Here is a 20,398-nt window from a genome sequence, read left to right as displayed (position 1 = left end):
CACCACGCCGGCAGACTCACGACAAAGGGCGGTTCAGCGCTGGCGGACGGGGCGCAGGACGATTTCATTGATGTCGACATCGGGCGCCTGGCCAAGGGCGTAGGAGACCGCACCGGCGATGGCGTCGGGGCTCATCGCGTGGGCGCGGTAGGCACGCATGGCCTCGGCGGCGCCGGCCTCGGTGATGCTGTCGGCCAGTTCCGATTCCACGACACCCGGCGAGATGGTCGTGACACGGATCGAGGGGTCGCACTCCTGGCGCAGACCCTCGGTGATCGCCCAGGCCGCGTACTTGGTGGCGCAGTAGACAGCTGCGGTGGGTACGACCTCATGGGCGCCGGTGCTCGCGACCGTGACGAAGTGCCCCGAACCCTGTTCCCTGAACACCGGCAGCGCCGCAGCGATGCCGTGCAGCAGGCCTCGGACGTTCACGTCGATCATGCGGTCCCACTCCCCCACCAGCAGGGAATCCAGCCGCGACAGGGGCATCACCCCAGCGTTGCTGATCAGGGCGTCGACGCGGCCGTGGCGTTCCCGGGCGGTCCGGACGAAGGCCTCGGTGTCCGCGCGGTCCGTCACATCCAGCCGCACCGGCTCCAGGCCGCCACCACAGCGGGCGGTGGCCTCGGCGGTGTGCTCCGCCAGCTCCCGCAGCCGGTCGGTGCGGCGTGCACCGGCCACCACATGGTGACCCTGTGCCGCAAGTCGTGCGGCAACGGCCGCGCCGATGCCGCTGCTGGCGCCGGTGACAAGGACGACCTTGCGGCCGGTGGCCGACTCGGCCCGTTCGATTATTGGTGTGTTCATGGGGGTGAGACTCGCTGGCCCGGCCGCCCACAGGAAGGGCGGGATTCTCCTGGGTGCAGCACACCCAGGCAACACGGCAGGCCCAGATCCACCATGGCGGCAGGACACGTTCAGAACTCGGTCCTGAGCCTGCACGCCACAGAGCCCCGCGCGCGGAGTCGGGCGCGCGGAGTCGGGCGCGCGGAGTCGGGCGCGCGGAGTCGGGCGCGCGGAGTCGGGCGCGCGGAGTCGGGCGCGCGGAGAAGGCATCGGCTAGTGGCTCCGGGACCGTCCGGGGCCGTCTGCACGACGAAGACGCCGTCGCCGGCGAGGAAGCGGTCGGCTGCCGTTTGCGCCTGCCTGGGCGGTCGCGACCCACAGCTTTCCGGCCCAGTCGGCTGTCTGATCGCACAGACGGCCATTGCCCAACTCCGGGATGTGCTGTCCTGGTTGGAGCCGACCGTCCCGGCCACCGCCTTGCGATGGTGACCGGACCGACCCTCTGCCGCCCCGCTCTCGCTTCTGTGCCCGCCACCTGCCCGCCACGTTGCCTGTTCCCCTTCCCTTGAGGAGCCTTCGCATGGACCAGCCGCAGATTCTTGCCCTGGACGCCGCCGGCAGCGACCGGCACGCCGAGGATGCCGAGCTGCGCTCACGCGGCCCGGCTGCCCGCGTCGACGTGCTGGGCGTCGAGGCGTGGGCGGTGACCGACCCGGCCCTGCTCAAACAGCTCCTCACCGACCCGCGGGTCTCCAAAGACCCCCGGCAGCACTGGCCGATGTTCCCCGACCAGATCCTCGGCATCTGGCCCCTCGCACTGTGGGTGGCCGTCGACAACATGTTCACCGCCTTCGGCGGCGACCACCGGCGGCTGCGGCGCCTGGTCAGCCCGGCCTTCACCCCGCGCCGTATCGCCGCCCTGCAGCCGCGTATCGAGGAGATGACTCACACGCTGCTCGAGGAACTCGCCGCCCTTCCCGCCGGGCAACCCACCGACCTGCGCGAGCGGTTCGCCTATCCGCTCCCGATCCGGGTCATCAGCGAACTCATGGGGCTCCCCGACCACTCCCAGCCTGGCTTCCGCCGTACCGTCGACGGCGTCTTCGACACCACGCTCAGCCCCGATGAGGCCGCAGCGAACACCCAGGAGGTGTACGCGATCCTGGTCGACCTGATCGCGGCCAAACGCGCCGAGCCGGGCCAGGACATGACCTCCGTACTCATCGCCACCCGGGACGACGACGGCTCCGCGCTGAGTGAGCAGGAACTCCTCGATACTCTCCTCCTGGTGATCAGCGCGGGCTACGAAACCACCGTCAACCTGCTGGACCAGGCCATCGCCGCGCTGCTCACCCATCCCCGACAACTCGCCCTGGTCCGCGAGGGCACAAGCACCTGGGCAGACGTAGTCGAGGAGACACTGCGCTACGAGGCGCCCGTCGCGCATCTGCCGATGCGCTACGCCGTCCAGGACATCGCCCTGGCACAGGGACTCGTGATCCGCCGGGGCGAGGCCATCCTCGCCTCCTACGCGGCAGCAGGCCGCCACGCCGACCTCCACGGCCCCAGCGCCGACTCCTTCAACCTCACCCGAGCCGACAAGACCCACCTCGCCTTCGGCCACGGCGTCCACGTCTGCCTCGGCGCCGCCCTGGCCCGGATGGAAGCCCAGACCGCGCTGCGGGCACTGTTCGCCCGTTTCCCCGACCTCACCCTCGCCGTCCCCGCATCCGCACTGCGCCCTGCGGAATCATTCATCTCCAACGGACACCGGGAACTGCCGGTCGTCCTTGGCCCGCAACACTGAGAACTGGGAGAAGAGGGCGGCGATACCGCCGCGGCCCACCAGCGCTACCGGCGCGCCGCGAGAGCCACCGCCACCATCGCCGAGCAACGCCACCCGCAGGCCCGGGCGAACCGCCTCCTGCCCCGCCCCCGCACCCTCCAATGCCCTGACGCTCCGTCAGAGAGTGGCAAACACCCGCCGGAACAGGTCCAAGGCCTCATCGGCCCAGCCCAAGACGCCCAGGGCCGAGCCCAGATTCCCCGGTGGATGGTTGACCAGCGTGTCGTGGCGGATCAGCCGGTCGAAGTCGACGAGCACCGGGTCCTGACGGAGAGTGCTCGCGTCGGGGCGGAAGAACCGGACGCCCGCCAGCCGCATCACATTGATCACCTCCTGGGCGAGAATCCCGTATCCGACCGTCGTGGGGTGCACACCGTCGAGCGAGAACAGGCCGCCGTCCGTGCGCCGTCCGCCCTTTCCGGCGAGGAAATGCGAGTTCGGCGGCGGCGACAGCGCCCGCAGCGCCGACGGCAGCGGATAGGGCTGCCACCAGTCCGGACGCGCCAGCGGATCCTCGATGTAGCGGCGCGCTGCCAGACGGTCCATCAGACCGCAGGTCTCAAGGAGGTACCAGTCCCTCCCCTCGGTCCGGGCGGCGCGGACCGTATCGGTGATCGCGTAGTTGTACGCGTCGATCGCGTCATCCACCTGCCGCGCCTGCTCCGCGGTGAGGTTCGGGTCCCTGCCCACGTCGAAGTCCTGGTCCTTGATCCAGGGACGGGTGTAGTAGGGGAAGTACCGCGAACCGGGCTGGATCTTGCCCGCCACGCCGCGTGCGATCGGCGCGATGGTCACATGCGGAACCGTGCACCAGATGACATGCCGCGCCTTGATATCGGCGACTTTCGCGGCCACCTCGCGCAGTTCGGACGTGAAGTGCCTGGGCCTCCAGACGGTGAAGCGCCGCTTGCCGTCCAGGTCGTCGAAGCCGGCATCCTCACTCCACACCACGCGCAGGTCCGTCACCGCCCGCAGGGCATTGTTCGCCCCCAGGAAGACGACCAGCGTCTCGATGCCGTGCTCCGCGCCGCTGCCCTCGGTGTCGTTGCCCAGTTCGGCCGCCGCACCCAGCTGCGTCAGAGCCCCCGCCGTCCGGGGTTGGGTGGGCAGCACCCTCAGGGCGGCGCGCTCACCGGCGTTCTGCACGATCTGGTTGACCAGGTCGTCCCTCGGCACATCGATCCGCTTACGGCACTCGTCCGCCGACTTCGACAGCGCATCGCGCAGATCCCACCCGAACACGGCAAGGTTGTGCATGATCGCCGTGGTCGACGGCACGGTCCGGCCGGCCCCCCGCTCCCAGTAGTCCTCCACCCGGTCCATCACACTGCGAGCCCGGAACAAGGCCAGCGGCACCTCCCACCAGTCCACACTCCGCCCATAGCGGTTCTCCAGATCGCGCAGGAACCACTCGAGGTTGAAGGGCAGCCCGCCAAAGCCCCCGTAGAGGGGGTAGCGGAACTGCGGGAGGCACCCCAGCTCGTGCGCGACGATCGCCGGATACGACAGCGGCGTGTTGAAGATCGCCGCGCTCTGGAACCCCTGCGTCAGCGAATCTCCCACCGCGACCAGTCGGTGGCGCGGATCCCCCGACCACCCCGCATCCACGTCGATCCCCAGCCTGGGATCGGTTACCGGCACCCGCGGGCCCTCCAGACTCACGGAATCGGCCATGATCTGATCACCCCTACCCCTGACAGCCCGCGGCGCACCGGCTGCGCCCTCCGGCCCCGCCTCTCGGCCCTCGGCCCCGGCCCCCGGCCCGTGCGCGAGGCCTCTCCCTGCGTAGCAGAGGCGGATTCAGGACGGCACTCCCCCGACAAGAGATACGCACAAGCCGGTGCACCATCGAGGGCGGGCTGTCATGCTTCGCCGGTGCGGGGTGCCTCGATGGGCGTCCCTAGAGAGGAGCCGGGTGTGGTGACGCAGTACCGACGCGGGTCGGCGGCGCAGGCAGGACCGGCCGGGACGCGAGGGCGGGTGGCCGACCGGAACGCCGGTGCCCAACCCCGGTGCCCCAACCCCCGGTACAGCCGCGCCGCTCAGCAGCGGGCGAGCCGGGGCGACCATGACTGAGACCGCCGAGGACACCTTCACCGAGCACCGTCCGCTGCTGTTCGCCTCGCCTACGAGATGCTGGGCAACGCCGCCGACGCCGCACTGACCCGCCGGCCCGGCCGGAACCGGGCGTGACGACCGCACACCGGCGCGAACCTGCCAGAGCATCCGGCGTGGATTCCGTGCCGGGCAGAACCTGTGGGCCTACAACGAGCAGACGAAGAACACGTCAGCGAACTGACTGCCTACACCGGCGCCCACCTACGCGAACGCCGCAGGGCGCGTCCCACGGCCTGCGACGGAAATCGGAGGCGTGAGGCAGGGCCGGCAGCTGTCCGATCACCCGGATGCGGTACGAAGGCTTCCGTGAACGAACAGACCCAGCCCGCCACTGTCCGTGTGTTCATCGCTCTCGCCCCGCCCGACGACGCGAAACAAGAACTGGCGCAGGCACTTGAGCCCGCCCAACACGCACATCCCCGCATGCGTTGGAACCGCATCGAGGACTGGCACATCACCCTGGCGTTCCTCGGCGAAGTCCCCGCCCCGACGGTGCAACTCCTGCACGCACCGCTCGCCCGCCTCGCAGCAACCCGCCGATCCCTCACCCTGGCCCTGCACGGCGGTGGGCACTTCGACGAGCGGGTGCTGTGGAGCGGAATCAACGGCGACCTCGAAAGGCTGCACCTGCTCGCCACCGACGTACGCGCCGTCGCCGACCACTGCGGAATCACCCACACGCACCGGCCGTTCCGCCCGCACCTGACACTGGCCCGCGCCCGCCGCGACACCCCCTCGTGCGCAGCAGAAGCCGCCGCCGGACTAGCCGGATTCACCGGCTGCTCATGGCAGGCCCAGCGCCTCCACCTGGTCGCCAGCAACACCGGCCGCGGCCCCGGCCCCATCCATTACCGCGACATCGGCGCCTGGAACTTCGGCAGCCCCACCTCGCCACCCCACGATGAGGACCCCGTCCAGCAGCCACCACGCAAACGGACTTAGACACATACCCACACCCACGCCCACACCAGGAGGATCCCCTAACGGCGGGCAGAGAGTTTGATGTCTCGGGAAGCCGTCCTGCATCTAGGCCAGTTGACGCCACTGGCGATTCCCGCTTTCCGCCACTACCTCCAGACGGGCACCGCAGTTCAGAGCAACGAGCATAATCTGACGGGGGCACAGAAATTACGCTTACCTACTGACATTTCAGCGATGCCCCACACGAGAGCTACGGAATGCACCCTCCGGGCTCATTCCATAACCCTGCGGCTTCCAGCCTAAATACCTGCCCCGGAATGCAAGCGCCCCCTTCGGATACTTGAACCTGAAGAAGGGATACGCATTCTCTAGGAGAGAGAAGAACTCCCGGAAAAATCCGGGGGTTTGGCCCTCCGGACGTATGGGTGGGACTGGGCCGCCCTCAGCATCCTCAGAACTTCCGCCGCCCGAGTGCAGAGGCCCCCGACGCACAACACCCGTCAACCCACTCGCATCCCCGAAGCCTCCACGTCGCCCCCGTCGCCCCCTCCCCCAACAGCATCCATCGGGGCGTGGTTTGGCTAGCTCAGGGCAGTGACTTATTGATCCAGCAGGGTGGCGTCGCGACGGGGCCTGTTGGCTGGGGACGTGGGAGAAGGCCTGTTCCACACGAGACGAATACCCCGCACACCCAGCGCGCTCATTCCGATCATCACCCGGTCATGAACACTGCCGCGGACCCTCTGCCGGTCCGTTCCGTCGGGGACACGCCGCTCGCGGAGGAGTGACCGCGCGGTCGCGTCAGCAGCGGGGGCAGGGTGTCCGTTTTGACCTGAAAGACGGGCTCACAAGGTGCCACCTTCACAGGGGAAGCCACCCATTCGCACCACTAAGGGCACATGGAGCTTTATGCCCCAGTTTAACTTCTTTCGCGCAAGACAAGGCGATCTAATACCTCCTTCATCCGCATTCCAGTCCGTAGCCCATTCAGTGAATTGAGTCACACTGTCGCGACCGCGCCCCTGGGAGCCGCTGAGCGTACTTCCGTTGCGCGCTAAGAAAGTTGGGGTTTTTGATCAATGCGGGCAACGAGTTCTGTTCACCAGGGACAGGTCTCGCGCATTCCCTATGCGAATTCGTGTCTTGTTCCGTCCGGGCTTTCTCGCCTAACGTCACCGTTAATCCGGATGGAACGCCGAATCCTGCCGCTGTCCGGAAACCCTCCCACCCACTCACTCACGCACGGCAGGAGCGGGGGACCCAGGTAAGCCGTCGATCCGGATTCCGGAACGACTCGGGGTGAAGTCGCATTCGCAGTGCGACCGGACATCTCCCGTCCGAACCCGACAGCTCACCTCGTAGGCGACGGAGAGGAATTCGTCATGCCTGCAAAGGGAAAGCACCGCCGCCCCAAGTCCAGCCCGCTCACCCGGAACATCGCCGCCGCAAGCACGGGCGGCGCCGTGCTCATCCTCCCGGTGCTCGGCGCGACCACCGCAGCCGCGGCGCCGGCCGGCACCGCCGCCAAGCCCGCCGCGGCCCCCACGACGTACGTCGTCACCGCAGGCGACTCCCTCTCCAAGATCGCCCGCGAGCACTCCCTGAGCGGCGGCTGGAAGAAGCTGTACGAGGACAACCGCAGCACCCTCGGCAACGACCCGAAGCTGATCCACCCCGGTCTCAAGCTCACCCTCGGCGAGAAGGCACCGGCCCAGCCGGCGTCCGCCGAGCGGGCAGACCGCTCCGAGCGCACGGACACGCTCTCCGCAGAGCCCGCCGCAGCCCCGGCGAAGAAGGCCTACACCAACGACCTCGACGGCTGGATCAACGAGTCGCTCGACGTACTGGCCCAGCACGGCATCCCCGGCACCTACGAGGGCATCCACCGCAACATCATGCGCGAGTCCTCCGGCAACCCTCAGATCACCAACAACTGGGACTCCAACGCCGCCGCCGGAATACCCTCCAAGGGACTCCTGCAGGTCATCGACCCCACGTTCGCCGCGTACCACGTGCCCGGCACGTCGACGGACAGCTTCGACCCCGTCGCCAACATCACCGCTGCCTGCAACTACGCGGCCGACCGCTACGGCTCGATCGACAACGTGAACGGGCCCTACTAGAAGCCCCACCCCCCTCATCCGCTGCAAGCCCGGCGCACCGTGTGCCTTGGGCTCAGGCCGCTCTCGGTCCGCGCACCGCTCCCGCCAGCACACGCCGGCAGGCACGCCGCATCTCCGCGGCTGCCTCGCCCGGCGCCGGGACGAGGCTTGCGGCCACCGACAGCCCTAGGCGCTCGCGTCACCGGGGCGGCCGCGCACCGGCGCATGCGCCAGCGAGCTCTCTTCCCTGAGCGGCTCAGCAGCTGCGCATAGCCCAGGAGGCCAGGGGCAGAGAGTCGCGCAGCCGGGCAGACGGAGGGCACCAGACCGGTTCGTCCGCCCGGATGTCAAACTCATGGAGGCCTGCATAGTCTGCTTCCCCGGCGACTCAGGCACAGCGACGCCCACCAGGACCTGCCACATACTGCGCTGGGCCAGCGGGCGCCCCAGCAAACGAGGCGTTGGTCTCACCCCTGCTGGCGTAGCGTGTCGCCATGTCCACGCCTTCACAGCCAGGTGGTTCGGGTCCGCATACGTCCTTCGGACCGCCGCCCGTCCAGCCGCAGTTCCCGCAGCAGGGTCCTCCCTACGCGCAGCCCTACCCCGCGGCTGGGGGGCCCGGCCCGTGGGGCGCACCTTCCATGGGCCCGCCTCCTTCCCGGCGCAGTACCGCCAAGGTGTTGGGCATCACCGGTGGCATCGTCGGTGCGTTGGTGGTGGTGCTCGCTGGAGTTGCTTTGTTCGTGGACGGCTCAGAGGGAGGGTTCCCGGAGGCGAAGTACCGCATGAGCGTGCCGGACGAGCTGGTCGGCGGGACGTACCGGCTGTCTCAGGACTTCTCCTCCACCGCCGGCAAGCAGATCGTCGAGGAGAACCGGAGCCGGGCCAACGTGCGTGACCCGAAGGCAGTGGTGGCCCAGTACACGGGGCGGGGCGACCAGGAGGGCGGCAAATTGGTCGTCTCCGGTATCTACGGCCGGTACAAAGACCCCGACCGAGCTCGCGACTACCTGATGGAAGGCGCCACCAAAGGCCAGGGCGCCACGGTCGCCGTGCCCGCACACGACGTCACGCCCGTCGGCTCGAAGGTGACCTTGAGCTGTCAGGTCCTGACCTCAGAACAGAACGGCAGCCGCAGCAACGTGCCGATGTGCGCCTGGGGCGACGACAACACCGGGGCGGCTGTCGGGTGATCACACCGGAAACCGCAGTGCAGGAACCTGAGTCCGTCGACCTTGACGCAATTGCACGGACGACTCTGCAAGTTCGCAAGGAGATGCGCGAACCCATCGGCTGAGCATGCTGCTGAGCCAGACCTGCACCCCAGCTTGTCCTACGTCTCTGGCGCGGGCCGGCGCCTGAGTGCTGTGGCACTCCTGGCGCACGCGTCGGCGTACGGCGTGGACGGCCTGTGGCCGCCGACCGGTGAGCGGATCGGCAACTGGCTCACGCTCGGCGGTGACGCCCTCGGCATGGTGCCCGGCGTCGGTGCGGCGAAGGCGGGAGTCATGGCCGGATTCAAGGCGGGGCGTGGGGCCGGTGGTGTCGCCGCCGGCGCCAAGGTCGGCATCAGGACGGCGGGCACCACGGCGAAGAACGTGATGAAGGCGGCGGACCCGGTCGCCAAGGTGATCGACAAGCCCGTCATGGCCGCTGCCGCAAAGCTCGGGGTTCCCCGGGGCGCCGCGCTGACCGCCACGGAAGGTGTCCAGGCCGCCGCCCAGCTCGCCTGGACGGCGCCGACCGCGATCAACGCCTACGAAACGAGCACGGGCAAGTACGACGCCGCGACCTGGGGGACGGGTGTGGCGAACGTTGCCACGGGAACCGACGGCGGCAAGTTCGGCGGAGCGGTCGCCGTCGGCAGTGCGATAGGCCTGGGAGCATGGGAGTTGACGGACTGATGGCGACCACTGACCTGGGGTACGCGGCTACCGTTTCCGCGGACGGCCGGGCCGCCACGGACGTTCCTGACCTCTGGTTCGAGCTCCCACCCGGTTTCACGCGGTTCGACCTGCTGGAGGACCCCGAGGAGCGGATGCTGCGGATGGCGGAGGCGGTCGACCCGCTCTTCGCCGGTGCCGCCACGCCCCTGCAGAAGTTCAGCCTCGTCATCTCCGGTGAGTACGCGCTGCAGACCGCGATCGCGGCGGGCGCCGAGCACGTGTCGGCCTGTCTCCTGCGCATGCCGGACGGTGAGCTGTCGCAGGGCACGCTGTCTGTACTCATCGAAAGACCGGACGTCGGACCCCGCGGCCAGGACAGGCAGGGCTCGGCCAAGCGCACGGCCCTCCAGTGGCGCCGACAGATCCGGACGCCGAGGTCGCCCTGATCATGTTGCCGTACGGCCCGTCCGCCCTCTGCATCCGAGACCAGGAGCTGGAGTTGCCCGGCGTGCTCTTCGGCCTCGACGACCCCATCCCCACGACGATCCGGCAGGTCCAGTTCTGTGTGCCCCTGAGCACCGGCCCCGGTTCGGCTCTTTTCCTCTTCATGACCGACGACAGGGAGCACTGGAGTGAGTACCTCGATCTGCTCGGCGGCATCATGAAGACGGTCTCGACGCAGGAGCCGACCGATGACGGGCCGGCCGAGAAGGGACCGGTCAAAGAAGGACCGACCGAGGAGGACGTCGCGACATGAGCGTCGGCGAGAAGCACGCGGAAGGGGCGCCGGACAGGCGCTACCGCACTCCGCTGGCGATCGCCGTCGGCTGCTACGCGCTCGCCGCGATCGTCGGGATGTACCTGGTCGCCGGCGACTTCGGCCTCGGGCTCCAGGTGCCCCTGTGGATCGTGCACGCAGTGCTGCTCACCGTGCTGATCCGGAGGCTGGGTGCCACAGGTGAGGCGAGTACGTACGCGGCGCTGTTCATCGTGGGCGTCTCCGTGATGTCCGTGGGCGTCGCGGGTATGGCCCGTGAGGACCTGACGCTGCAACAGCGGGGCGATGAGGTCTCGGCGACGGTCACGAAGGAACGTCGGGACCCGGGCCAGGGACGCAAGAACCGCGATTACCACTACACGCTGCAGCGCCAGGACGGCACCGCCGTACCCGGGCCCGAGATGAAGACGGCATCCGACCTCCACGAAGTCGGCCAGGCCGTCACGGTCATCGAGGACCCGCAGGGCGAGAAGCCGCCTCCCATCCCCAGCGGTCGCTGTTGCTACGAGCTCTGGGCCATGGAGCCGACGGCAGCCCCGACATACGCCTGCACGACGCCCGGCAGGAAGACCGATATCTGCTGTGCTCCGACGGCCTGTCGACCGTCGTGCCAACCGATGAGATCCGCCGGGTGCTCTCCGAGATCAGGGAGCCCGAGCAAGCCGTCCGCGAACTCATCGCCCTCGCCAACGGCTCCGGCAGTCCCGACAACGTCAGCTGCGTGGTCGCCGACGTCATGGAGCTCCAGCAGTAGGAGCGAGCGGCATGCACTTCGAGATGCACCAGATCCGCTCTCAGGGACTCATCCGTGAAGCCGACGAGTACCGACTCCGCTGCGTCTGACGGCTCGGCCCAAGGGGTAGCCACCGCGGTCGGGCAGGAGCACGCACCCCCCTGCCCGACCGCTGCCGCGCGCCGGCGGCGGACATCCGGTCCCGGGTGCTCACGGGAGGAATGCCACTGCCGGGAAGGCCGGGGTCGGCCCGTCGAGCAGGTGCCCCCGACGGTGGCGCAGGTGCTCGTCGAAGAACGCGAGCGGATACGCCTGCTGGATTTTCACCGCCTGCTCGGGATCGAGGGTGCCGATCACGTCCTGGAGCTGCTGCGCGCTCCATCCGAGCAGCTTCGCCACCTGCGGGAACAGCGCCTCGTTGTCCCCGTACGAGACGTGGGCGGCGCCCTGGGCCCGGATGTTCAGTCGCCAGCCCCGCAGGTGCGACCAGAATGCGGCGACCTCGGGATCCGTGGCCCGGGTGAACGCGGCGGACATCATCATGAACGGCCGGTCCAAGTCACCGGCCAGCGGCGGGTTCATCTGCATCGGGCCGTCGAGGCTCAGCCCGGCCCGGATGCGCTCGTCCGCGAGTGTGGCGCAGGCGGTAGCCGTCCCGCCCTTCGACCAGCCGAACGCGCCCATGCGCCGCGAGTCGAGGGAGCCGAGCAGCCCGGTCGGCAGCTCCTTGTGGTCGACGTCGGGATTGCCCCCGGCAGCGAGCTGCTCGACGCAGTCGAGGACGAAGCGCAGGTCAGCGGCGAAGTCCCCGGGCAGCGTCGGTGCCTGCCTGTCGTGGAGCGGGACGGCGATCCGACCGTCGGGGAACGCGGTGTACGTGTCGTACTGGTGGGCCACCGTCACAGCCGCGTATCCGTGGCTGGCGAGCTCTTGGACCATGACGGTGTGGTCGCCCTGGTGGCTGTGCGCGCCGTGCGAAAACACGACGACGGGCAGCCGTCGGCCCGTTCGCCGTACCGGAGCACCCACGTGGCCGGCGGTGAGCGGCCCCAGGGAGGCCAGATCGCTGAACCCGGCATCGGCGAGGAAGGCCTGAAATGCGCCGGCCGGCATCCAGGGCGCCACCGGGTAGCGCTGGACGTCCCGGGCGGGGTACCAGACGGTGGCCATCAGCTCGCGGAAGTGCCCGGGACCCGCGATGTCGTCCGGACGCGACCGGTCGACGAGGTGCAGCTGGACCGTGCCCACCGGGTGCGGCCCGGTCGGCACGGGCAGCGTGAGCCGCGTCGCGGCGGGGGCGGCCCACGCGGACCCGGCAACGCCGGCGAGCGGCACGGCGGCTCCGACGGCAAGCGCCGCTCCCATCATGTTGCGGCGCGTCATGCCCTTCCGGCTGATGAACGGTGTGGTGGTCATGGGCCCTCCCCTGGTGACGGATCGTCAACCGTGCCGCGCGGCTGGTCCGTGGGCACAGGGCGACGCTGTCACGTGCCCCTCCCCCGCGGCATCGGCCCACCGTTTAACTACTCGCGCGGGCATCAGCCCACGGGTTTACACCCTGGGGCTGATGCCCTCGCCGGCCACGGCGGCTGTTTGCAGTACGCAGCAGTCCGCCCGGGGTGGCGTGCGGGGTCAGCGGACCTTCGTCAGCTCACCCTTGTCCTGGAGGGCGGCGATCCCCCTGGCCCAGAGGCTGTTGACCCGCTGGCGCTCCTGGGCATTCGGGTAGGCGTTGGTGCAGGACGTGCCGGGGCCGCCGCCGGACATCAGCTCGCTGCACGGGCCCGAGTAGTGGTCGGGCAGACCGAGCACGTGCCCCGTCTCGTGGGCCGTCACCCGCGTGGAGTTGTACTGCTGGTTCTGCCGGTAGTCCAGGAAGATGTAGCCGTGGCCGCGCCCGTCGGTGGAGGCGTACGAGCCGCGCGAGTCGTTGCCCTCGCGGTACTCGAAGTCGGCGCCCGAGCTGGACTCCTGGAGCTTCACGTTGCCGACGGAGGAGTTCCAGATCTGCGTGCTCTGCGATATCTGGCTGCGGAAGCTCGGCGCCCGGGTCGTGGCGTACCGGACGGTGACAACCTGGATGCCCGGCTGCGCTGCCTGCTTCTTCAGCGCCGACTTCATGACGGCGTCGAAGAACTGCCGGTTGGCGGCCTCGTCCTCGGCGGAACCCGCGTACGCCGACGTGGCGTTCGTGGAGTCGGGCTTGACCGTGTCGGGCGCGGCGGGCGCCGCGAACGCCGAGGGAGCGACGGCAAGCGAGCTGACGAGAGCTGCAGCGCCCAGGATGGCGCGGAGGCTGGTACGGGATCTGTTCACGGGGGTGTGTCCCTTCCGGATGTCCGGTGGCCTGGATGGCCGGGAACTCCCGGGCACGAGGAGTGCCCGGGGTCCCGGAACCGGGGGCCTGCAGGTACGGCCTCCGGTCGGGACGAGTATCGGGAAGGCGGGGCTCGTTCGTACCGATGCCATTCGGTGATAGCGGCAGAGCATCAACTGGTATGCGCCATACGGGACTTGGCGTGATTCAGGAGGGTGGCGCCCTGATCCTGGGCCTGGGCCTGGGCCTGGGGCGAGCCACGGTTAGGTACGGACGTGGACAGCGGCCTGTGTCGGGCGTCGCTGTGGATGAGGGCCGTATGTGACGGGCCCGGCTAGGCTTCGCTCCGCTTCTCCAGGCGACTGCCGCGTGGAAGGGTGACGGACATGATGTCGCTGGGCCCGTCCAGTGCGATGCGGTGCCATCGCCCGCGCGGGACGATGACCGCCGTTCCCGCCGCCAGCTTGATTTCGTCCTCCTTCTCATCCGGCTGTTCCGGGCGGAAGCAGACACGTATCCCGCCGCTGAGGCAGGACACGACTTCGTCGGCGGCGGAGTGGACTTCCCAGTGGTCAGCGTGGACATCCGCGCCGGTCTCCACATGGAAGGTCATCAACTGCCAGCCGTCCCGCTCGGGGTCGAACACGGGTTGCTCGGCGCGCACCTGGCCGCTTTGGTCGAGGTGAATGAAGGAGGCGAAGAGATCGATCGGGGTAACGGTCATGCCGACACATCCATTCTGCGGTCATCTCTGCGGTCATCGTTCATCTGGTGAGGCGTAGGGCTTGGGGGCCAGCCGGTCGGCCTCGGCCGCCTACTGGGCCAGGGCGCGGCGCAGGGCTGCGCCGAGTTCGGTGAACTGGCGCTGCGACACGTCGGCGGACAGGACCGCCAGCGAGCCGTGGAAGGTGCCGGGCCACTGGTGCAGCTCGACCGGGACACCCGCCTGCAGCAGACGCAGCGCATAGGTGATGCCTTCGTCGCGGAGCGGGTCGGAATCCGCGGTGGCCACGTAGGCAGGGGGGAGGCCGGACAGGTCGTCGGCCCGGGCCGGGGCGGCGTACGGATGGGCGGGTTGGGAGCCCAGGTAGTGCCGCCACACTGCCGTGAGCGTGTCGCGATCATGCAAGGGCGTATCGGTGAAGTTCCGCTGTGACCACGTCTCCTGACGGTCATCGAGCAGCGGCTGGTTGAGCAGCTGGAAGCGGATTGCGGGCCCCTGCTGATCACGCGCCCGCAACGCCACCGCGGCTGCGAGCCCAGCGCCGCAACTGTGTCCTCCGACGGCGATCGCGTTCGAGTCGATGCGCAGCTCAGCCGCGTGTTCGGCCGCCCAGGTCAGTACGGCGTAGGTGTCGTCCAGAGCGGCCGGGAACCGGTGCTCGGGAGATCGGCGGTAATCCACCGAGATGACCACCGTGTCGGCGTCGGCCGCGATCCGGGCGGCGAAGTGGCGATCGGAGTCCAGATCCCCCATGACCCAGGCTCCACCGTGCAGCCAGACGATGGCGCCCCGCGCCCCTTTCGGACGGTAGATCCGCACCGGCTCGCCCGGTCCGCTCGACGAAGTGCTCCTGGAACGGCTCGCCATCGCCGCCGCCGCGGTCATGGAACGGTACGGCCCGGCCCGTACCACCATGGCCGACCCCGCCCTCGTCGAGCTCGCGATCAGTTCCGACAGCGACGAGGCGGCCCGCACCCGGGCCTTACGGCTCTTGGGGTTCGCCGCCGACCTGCCGGTCCGCGCCGTCGCCCTACAGTCACAGCTTCCACTCGACCAGGTCGCCGCCCTGATCTGCCCGGCTCGCACAGTCAAGGCGGCACCGCTCGCCGACGTGGGTGTCATCCTGGCGACAACCGTGGACCAGACCCGGTTTCCAGCAGGCGTACGCGCGGGCATCGGCGCCGCCGAAAGCCCTGAGCTGTCCTGGCAGCAAGCCCGGACAGCTCTCCGCTTCACCACCCCACACCGCCCGACAGTCCCCTACGCCGAACTCGGGGCGCTGGCACTGCTCGCGCAGGTTCCCCGGGACAGCGCGCACGACAACACCGACGTGGCCGCGATCGCCCGCATCGCCGGCAGCCCCCAAGAGGTGGATCTGGAGACGCTGGAGGCCTACTGCGTCACCGGCTCCCTGCGCCGGACCGCCGATCTCCTCCACCTGCACCACAGCAGCGTTGCCCGCCGGCTCGAACGGATCGGCAAGACCCTGAACATCGAACTCACCGAGCCCACTGGCTTGATACGAGCCGGGCTTGCCCTCACCACGTGGCGGCTGCTCAACAACTGAGGAAGACCCGCTTCCCACAAACGAGGGCCCTTGCCCGATCAAGGTCAAAGAGGGCTATGCAGAGATCGCGAAGCGCCAGACCGGTTCGCAGAACTCGTTCTCACTCAACAGCGGGGCGGATCCCCTTCTGAGAACTGCATCGTGCGAAATCCCGGGCTCATGACAGACCCTCAAGAGCCTTCTCCCCCACCGAGGCGGATGGCATCGAGCGCCACCCGTGCGCGCGGTGTGCCGCCGGTTTGGCCGGGCGGAGGCGTCGGAGCCCGTAGCGCCCGGTGTCTTCGTGCGTTCAACTCCTCGCGAGCACAGCTCTGTTCTAGTCCTTCTTGGTTTCAGCTCTTGACGGCTTTGGTGCAGACCTTTAGGTTCCCGGTCGCCAGAGTTTCGCGAGTGCACTCGCTGTTCATCAACATGAACAGCCGTGTGCGGCCGTACGCAAGGTCAACCAGGTCAGCACCGAGAACACCCCCACCATCGGCCTCCCCTGAAGGGCTGTGATCCTCCGATGACCGGACTCAGACCGTCTCTCGCGCGCTCTACCGTGATACGCGGCGCGCTCACCACCGCACTGCTCGCTTTCTCTGTCGGTATCTTCGGCGCCGCACCCGCCTCAGCCGCCACCGGCACGATCACGGGCCTCGCGGGCAAGTGCCTCGACGCGGCCGGGGCGAGCTCCGCGAACGGCACGGCCGTACAGCTCTACGACTGCAACGGCACCGCCGCCCAGCAGTGGACGGTCGGATCCGACGGGACGATCAGGGCTCTGGGCAAATGCCTTGATGTCAACGGCAGTTCCACGACAAACGGGGCCAAGCTCCAGCTGTGGGACTGCACGGGTGGCGCGAATCAGAAGTGGTCGGTCTCCGCCGCCCGCGACATCGTCAGCACCCAGGCCGAGAAATGCGCCGACGTCACCGGCAACGCCTCGGCGAACGCCACCCCGATCCAGATCTGGACCTGCACGGGCGCCGCCAACCAGAAGTGGACCGCGCCCACCGGCGGCGACACGCCTCCCGCCGCGCCGATGGCCGTCGCCCCGTACCTCTACAACGGCTGGGGCAGTCCGCCGAACCCGACCACGGTCATGAACGCGACCGGCGTCAAGTGGTTCACCCTCGCCTTCGTACTCAGCAACGGCTACTGCAACCCGCAATGGGACGGCAGCCGCCCGCTGACCGGCGGCGTCGACCAGCAGACGGTCAACACGGTGCGAGCGAACGGCGGCGACATCATCCCGTCCTTCGGCGGCTACAGCGGCAACAAGCTGGAGAGTTCCTGCTCCAGCGCCGGGGAGCTGGCGAGCGCGTACCAGAAGGTCATCAACGCGTACGGGCTGAAGGCGATCGACATCGACATCGAGGCCGACGCGTACAGCAACCCGACGGTCCAGCAGCGCACCGTGGACGCGCTCAAGACCATCAAGGCCAACAACCCGGGCATCAAGGTGTACGTCACCATCGGCACCGGGCAGTCGGGGCCCGACACGAGCCTCATCAACCGGGCCGCTAACTCCGGCCTGAGCGTGACCGGTTGGACGATCATGCCGTTCGACTTCGGTGGTGCGGGGCAGAACATGGGCACGCTCACCCAGCGGGCCGCCGAGGGCCTCAAGACGGCCCTCAGGAACGCCTACGGCTACACCGACGACCAGGCCTACCGCCTCATGGGCATCTCCTCCATGAACGGGATCACCGACCAGAACGAGACGGTCACCGTCGCCGACTTCCAGGCCATCCTCACGTACGCACAGCAGCACCACCTGGCGCGGCTGACGTTCTGGTCCGTCAACCGGGACCGCCCCTGCACCGGCGGCGTCGCCGACAGCTGCTCGGGCGTGCCCCAGAGCAACTGGCAGTTCACCAGCGTCTTCGCCCGGTACACCGGCTGACGAACGCGCTCCGCCCCTCCACCTCTTCCCCCCCATCACCACAGGAGAAATCCGTGCCCAGACCTGTGCCCAGATCCGTCTCCAGACCCGTGGGCAGACGGAAGAGACTGCCCGGCCATCGTTGGATACCGAGGGTGCTGACCGTGGTCGCTCTCGTAGCGACCACCGTGACCGGCATCGAGTTCGCCGCGCAGGGCTCGGCGAGCGCACAGACCGCGGCGGCGGCCGCCGCCGCGATACCGACCGGTTACACCACCGTGGTCAACAAGGGCAGTGGCAAGTGCGTCGACGCCCGCTCGGCCGCGAGTGCCGACGGCACGGCCGTCCAGCAGTACACGTGCAACGGGAGCACCGCCCAGAACTGGCAATTCGTGGCCACCAGCGGGGGCCACTACCGCGTGAACAGCAACCTGGAAGCCACCAAGGCCTGGGACGTCACCGACGTCTCCACCGCCGACTCCGCGCCCGTCCAGCTGTGGACGTACTCCAGCGGCGACAACCAGCAGTGGCTGCCCGTCGCCGAGGCCGACGGCGCCTATCACTTCGTCAACCGCAACAGCGGCAAGTGCCTGGACGTCCCCAGCGCCTCCACTTCGGACAGCGTTCAGCTGGCGCAGTACACCTGCAACGGCAGCGCCGCGCAGTCCTTCACCCTGGGCGGCGGCACCACGAACCCGCCGGGCACTCCGGACTTCGGCCCCAACGTGACGGTGTTCGACCCGGCCATGTCGACCTCCAGCATCCAGTCCAAGCTGAACTCGGTCTTCGCCCAGCAGGAGACCAACCAGTTCGGCTCGGCCCGCCAGGCCCTGCTTTTCAAGCCCGGCACCTACAGCGCCAACGCCAACGTCGGCTTCTACACCCAGGTCGCAGGACTGGGCTTCTCCCCCGACGACGTGACCATCAACGGTTCCGTACACGCGGAGGCCGACTGGTTCCAGGGCAACGCCACCCAGAACTTCTGGCGCGTCGCAGAGAACCTGTCGGTCAACCCCACCGGCGGCACCGACCGTTGGGCCGTCTCGCAGGCCGCCCCGTACCGCCGTATGCACGTGCGCGGCAACCTCGCGCTCGACGACGGCGGCTGGTCCAGCGGCGGCTTCATCTCCGACACCAAGGTCGACGGGCAGATCCGGTCCGGCACCCAGCAGCAGTTCCTCACCCGCAACTCGCAGATGGGCAGCTGGTCAGGCTCCAACTGGAACATGGTCTTCGTCGGCGACCAGGGCGCGCCCGCCCAGTCCTTCCCGACGTACACGAACGTCGCCAGCTCGCCGACGATCCGCGAGAAGCCGTTCCTGTACGTCGACGGCGCGGGCGCCTACAAGGTGTTCGTGCCCGGGCTGCAGACCAACGCCGTCGGCACCACGTGGAGCGGGAAGACCCCGGCGGGCAAGTCCCTGCCGATCGACCAGTTCCACATCGTCAAGCCCGGGGCCACCGCGGCCGACATGAACGCGGCCCTGGCGGAGGGCAAGCACCTGCTGGTCACCCCCGGCGTCTATCACCTCAACCAGACGATCAACATCACGCGCCCCGACACGGTGGTCCTTGGCATGGGTCTGGCCACGTTCGTGCCGGACGGCGGAATCACCGCCGTCACCACGGCCGACGTGGACGGCATCCAGTTGGCGGGCCTGCTGATCGACGCGGGCACCACCAACTCCCAGACTCTGATGCGGATCGGCCCGACCGGTTCGTCCGCCAGCCACGCCGCCGACCCGATCCAGCTGTCCGACGTCTTCATCCGGATCGGCGGTGCCACCAACGGCAAGGCGACCAACTCACTGGTGATCAACAGCGCCAACACGATCATCGACCACACCTGGATCTGGCGGGCCGATCACGGCAACGGCGGCACGGTCGGCTGGACCACCAACACGGCGGACACCGGCCTGGTGGTCAACGGCAGCAACGTGACCGCGTACGGCCTGTTCGTCGAGCACTTCCAGAAGACCCAGGTCATCTGGAACGGCAACGGCGGCAGAACGTACTTCTTCCAGAACGAGATGCCGTACGACCCGCCGAACCAGGCCTCCTGGATGAACGGGACCGGAAAGGGCCATCCCGCATACAAGGTCGCCTCCTCCGTCACCAGCCACGAGGCGTGGGGCCTGGGCAGCTACTGCTACTTCAGTGCCAACTCGAGCGTGGTCGCCGATCGCGCCTTCGAGGTGCCGAACGTATCGGGAGTCAAGTTCCACGACATGGTGACCGTCTCACTGGGCGGTGTCGGCACCATCAGCCGCATCATCAACAACACCGGAGGGCCGTCCAACTCCAGCACGAACGTCGCCTACCTCACCAACTATCCGTAACCTGCGCGGAAAGGATCGATCGGCAGATGCACACCATCAGATCCGGTCCCGTCCACGTGACCCCGCGGGTCCTCCTGCTCCTTGCACATCGACCTCGACAAGGAGGCGAACGACTGGCTGCCGAAGCAGGCCGCGGCGAACGGCTTCACCTGCACCGCCAGCAAGAACTGGGACCTGCCCACCAACGGCGGCGTGCACTCCTACCAGGTTGTCCTGTTCCTCGACGACGGGCCGCACACCCCGGCCCAACGGACGGGCTTCGAGCAGTACATGCGCGCGGGCGGCGCCTGGATGGGCTTCCACGTGTCGGCCTTCACGACGGATGCTGCGGGCTTGATTCCACCTTGCTCATCGCAGGTCAATGGGGCTGATGTAGGCGGCGGTTGAGGTTCGCTGCCGCCCACGGCCACGATC

At 68.7% G+C, this 20,398-nt stretch carries 16 protein-coding genes, 2 pseudogenes and 1 riboswitch; of the genes and pseudogenes, 12 read left to right on the top strand and 6 right to left on the bottom strand.

The genetic code is table 11. The features are described 5' to 3' along the window. Positions 1-33 precede the first annotated feature (33 nt). Entirely contained in the window at positions 34-807 is a 774-nt protein-coding gene (locus ACFQ7F_RS33975) for an SDR family oxidoreductase (protein ID WP_383279065.1), read from the bottom strand. A gap of 559 nt (positions 808-1,366) precedes the next feature. Here ACFQ7F_RS33975 and ACFQ7F_RS33970 point away from each other — a divergent pair. Beyond that, positions 1,367-2,593 (top strand): cytochrome P450, encoded by a 1,227-nt coding sequence (locus tag ACFQ7F_RS33970; protein WP_383279062.1) that lies wholly within the window; start codon positions 1,367-1,369, stop codon positions 2,591-2,593. A 156-nt stretch (positions 2,594-2,749) separates the two neighbouring features. Here ACFQ7F_RS33970 and ACFQ7F_RS33965 read toward each other — a convergent pair whose 3' ends face one another. Then, entirely contained in the window at positions 2,750-4,306 is a 1,557-nt protein-coding gene (locus ACFQ7F_RS33965) for a hypothetical protein (protein WP_383279059.1), read from the bottom strand. Between the two features lie 750 nt (positions 4,307-5,056). On the opposite strand from ACFQ7F_RS33965, the gene thpR reads away from it, so the two are divergent. The 7 genes and pseudogenes from thpR to ACFQ7F_RS33930 all read left to right on the top strand — a co-directional run. Continuing rightward, entirely contained in the window at positions 5,057-5,692 is a 636-nt protein-coding gene (gene thpR / locus ACFQ7F_RS33960) for an RNA 2',3'-cyclic phosphodiesterase (RefSeq protein WP_383279056.1), read from the top strand. A gap of 1,162 nt (positions 5,693-6,854) precedes the next feature. After that, positions 6,855-7,049, top strand: a riboswitch (cyclic di-AMP (ydaO/yuaA leader). Between the two features lie 4 nt (positions 7,050-7,053). Then, positions 7,054-7,794 (top strand): transglycosylase SLT domain-containing protein, encoded by a 741-nt coding sequence (locus ACFQ7F_RS33955; protein ID WP_383279053.1) that lies wholly within the window; start codon positions 7,054-7,056, stop codon positions 7,792-7,794. A gap of 473 nt (positions 7,795-8,267) precedes the next feature. Continuing rightward, positions 8,268-8,966 carry a hypothetical protein gene (locus ACFQ7F_RS33950; protein ID WP_383279050.1) on the top strand — a complete coding sequence of 233 codons (699 nt, stop codon included), beginning with the start codon at positions 8,268-8,270 and terminating at the stop codon, positions 8,964-8,966. 174 nt (positions 8,967-9,140) lie between these two features. Beyond that, positions 9,141-9,677: a hypothetical protein gene (locus ACFQ7F_RS33945; RefSeq protein WP_383279047.1), complete on the top strand. Its 537-nt coding sequence runs from the start codon at positions 9,141-9,143 to the stop codon at positions 9,675-9,677. Next, positions 9,677-10,105 (top strand): hypothetical protein, encoded by a 429-nt coding sequence (locus ACFQ7F_RS33940; protein WP_383279045.1) that lies wholly within the window; start codon positions 9,677-9,679, stop codon positions 10,103-10,105. The genes ACFQ7F_RS33945 and ACFQ7F_RS33940 overlap by 1 nt, the downstream gene beginning before the upstream one ends. Beyond that, the gene (locus tag ACFQ7F_RS33935) at positions 10,069-10,416 is read left to right on the top strand and encodes a hypothetical protein (RefSeq protein WP_383279042.1); all 348 of its coding nucleotides are present in this window, start codon (positions 10,069-10,071) and stop codon (positions 10,414-10,416) included. The genes ACFQ7F_RS33940 and ACFQ7F_RS33935 overlap by 37 nt, the downstream gene beginning before the upstream one ends. A gap of 490 nt (positions 10,417-10,906) precedes the next feature. Beyond that, positions 10,907-11,191, top strand: a pseudogene (locus ACFQ7F_RS33930) (PP2C family protein-serine/threonine phosphatase); the annotation flags it as partial. 189 nt (positions 11,192-11,380) lie between these two features. On the opposite strand, the gene ACFQ7F_RS33925 reads toward ACFQ7F_RS33930, so the two are convergent. The 4 genes from ACFQ7F_RS33925 to ACFQ7F_RS33910 form a co-directional block, all read right to left on the bottom strand. Continuing rightward, complete coding sequence (locus tag ACFQ7F_RS33925) at positions 11,381-12,586, bottom strand: alpha/beta hydrolase family protein (RefSeq protein ID WP_383279039.1); 1,206 nt, start codon at positions 12,584-12,586, stop codon at positions 11,381-11,383. 216 nt (positions 12,587-12,802) lie between these two features. Beyond that, positions 12,803-13,486 (bottom strand): snapalysin, encoded by a 684-nt coding sequence (gene snpA, locus ACFQ7F_RS33920; protein ID WP_383279036.1) that lies wholly within the window; start codon positions 13,484-13,486, stop codon positions 12,803-12,805. A 335-nt stretch (positions 13,487-13,821) separates the two neighbouring features. Continuing rightward, entirely contained in the window at positions 13,822-14,211 is a 390-nt protein-coding gene (locus ACFQ7F_RS33915) for a cupin domain-containing protein (protein ID WP_383279033.1), read from the bottom strand. Between the two features lie 90 nt (positions 14,212-14,301). Next, positions 14,302-15,078, bottom strand: coding sequence for an alpha/beta hydrolase (locus tag ACFQ7F_RS33910; protein WP_383279030.1), 777 nt, complete (start codon positions 15,076-15,078; stop codon positions 14,302-14,304). On the opposite strand from ACFQ7F_RS33910, the gene ACFQ7F_RS33905 reads away from it, so the two are divergent. From ACFQ7F_RS33905 to ACFQ7F_RS33890, 4 genes and pseudogenes are all read left to right on the top strand, one after another. Further along, entirely contained in the window at positions 15,056-15,778 is a 723-nt protein-coding gene (locus ACFQ7F_RS33905) for a helix-turn-helix domain-containing protein (protein WP_383279027.1), read from the top strand. The two genes, ACFQ7F_RS33910 and ACFQ7F_RS33905, sit on opposite strands and share 23 nt — an antisense overlap. A 505-nt stretch (positions 15,779-16,283) precedes the next feature. Next, positions 16,284-17,666, top strand: coding sequence for a ricin-type beta-trefoil lectin domain protein (locus ACFQ7F_RS33900; protein ID WP_383279025.1), 1,383 nt, complete (start codon positions 16,284-16,286; stop codon positions 17,664-17,666). Positions 17,667-17,809: 143 nt separating this feature from the next. Then, the gene (locus ACFQ7F_RS33895; RefSeq protein ID WP_383279023.1) at positions 17,810-19,984 is read left to right on the top strand and encodes an RICIN domain-containing protein; all 2,175 of its coding nucleotides are present in this window, start codon (positions 17,810-17,812) and stop codon (positions 19,982-19,984) included. Between the two features lie 81 nt (positions 19,985-20,065). Beyond that, positions 20,066-20,314: pseudogene (locus ACFQ7F_RS33890) on the top strand (ThuA domain-containing protein); the annotation flags it as partial. Positions 20,315-20,398: the final 84 nt, after the last annotated feature.

Source organism: Streptomyces sp. NPDC056486, from assembly GCF_042795295.1.
GTDB lineage: Bacteria > Actinomycetota > Actinomycetes > Streptomycetales > Streptomycetaceae > Streptomyces.
Note: the sequence above shows the minus strand (reverse complement) of the source record. Positions and strands in the feature narration are given on the sequence as shown.

Excerpts from the sequence above, each read along its gene's own strand:
- ACFQ7F_RS33900 (WP_383279025.1), top strand. The coding sequence starts at position 16,284 with ATGACCGGACTCAGACCGTCTCTCGCGCGCTCTACCGTGATACGCGGC.
- ACFQ7F_RS33915 (WP_383279033.1), bottom strand. The coding sequence starts at position 14,211 with ATGACCGTTACCCCGATCGATCTCTTCGCCTCCTTCATTCACCTCGAC.
- ACFQ7F_RS33950 (WP_383279050.1), top strand. The coding sequence starts at position 8,268 with ATGTCCACGCCTTCACAGCCAGGTGGTTCGGGTCCGCATACGTCCTTC.
- ACFQ7F_RS33965 (WP_383279059.1), bottom strand. The coding sequence starts at position 4,306 with ATGGCCGATTCCGTGAGTCTGGAGGGCCCGCGGGTGCCGGTAACCGAT.
- ACFQ7F_RS33940 (WP_383279045.1), top strand. The coding sequence starts at position 9,677 with ATGGCGACCACTGACCTGGGGTACGCGGCTACCGTTTCCGCGGACGGC.
- ACFQ7F_RS33910 (WP_383279030.1), bottom strand. The coding sequence starts at position 15,078 with ATGGCGAGCCGTTCCAGGAGCACTTCGTCGAGCGGACCGGGCGAGCCG.
- ACFQ7F_RS33975 (WP_383279065.1), bottom strand. The coding sequence starts at position 807 with ATGAACACACCAATAATCGAACGGGCCGAGTCGGCCACCGGCCGCAAG.
- ACFQ7F_RS33925 (WP_383279039.1), bottom strand. The coding sequence starts at position 12,586 with ATGACCACCACACCGTTCATCAGCCGGAAGGGCATGACGCGCCGCAAC.
- ACFQ7F_RS33970 (WP_383279062.1), top strand. The coding sequence starts at position 1,367 with ATGGACCAGCCGCAGATTCTTGCCCTGGACGCCGCCGGCAGCGACCGG.
- ACFQ7F_RS33955 (WP_383279053.1), top strand. The coding sequence starts at position 7,054 with ATGCCTGCAAAGGGAAAGCACCGCCGCCCCAAGTCCAGCCCGCTCACC.